Source organism: Nocardioides malaquae, assembly GCF_015070385.1.
Taxonomy (GTDB): Bacteria; Actinomycetota; Actinomycetes; order Propionibacteriales; family Nocardioidaceae; genus Nocardioides; species Nocardioides malaquae.
Window position 1 is genome coordinate 1 of the sequence record NZ_JADCSA010001034.1, and the last position, 242, is coordinate 242.

General features: G+C 58.3%; 1 protein-coding gene. It reads right to left on the reverse strand.

The window, feature by feature from the left end; genetic code table 11:
- A partial coding sequence (locus IEQ44_RS16420) for a 7 transmembrane receptor (protein WP_193639476.1) occupies positions 1–242 on the reverse strand: 242 nt, incomplete at both ends.

The following is a 242-nucleotide window of genomic DNA, read 5'->3' on the forward strand; positions in this document are numbered from 1 at the left end:
CCCAGGCAGCTGCTGCCATCTGGGCACAAGCTCTGCTGCCCACGAGGCTCCCGTAGTGCAAGGGCTTGCAGATGGCAACGTAGCAGTCGTAGGCCATGACAGTGAGAAGGGAAAGCTCTGAACCAAAGAAGAAGATGTAAAAGAAGACCTGTGCAGCACACCCTTGATAGGGGATGGCCCTGGTGTCCCAGAGGGCATTGGCCATGGCTTTGGGCAGAGTGGTGGAGATGCAGCCCAGGTCG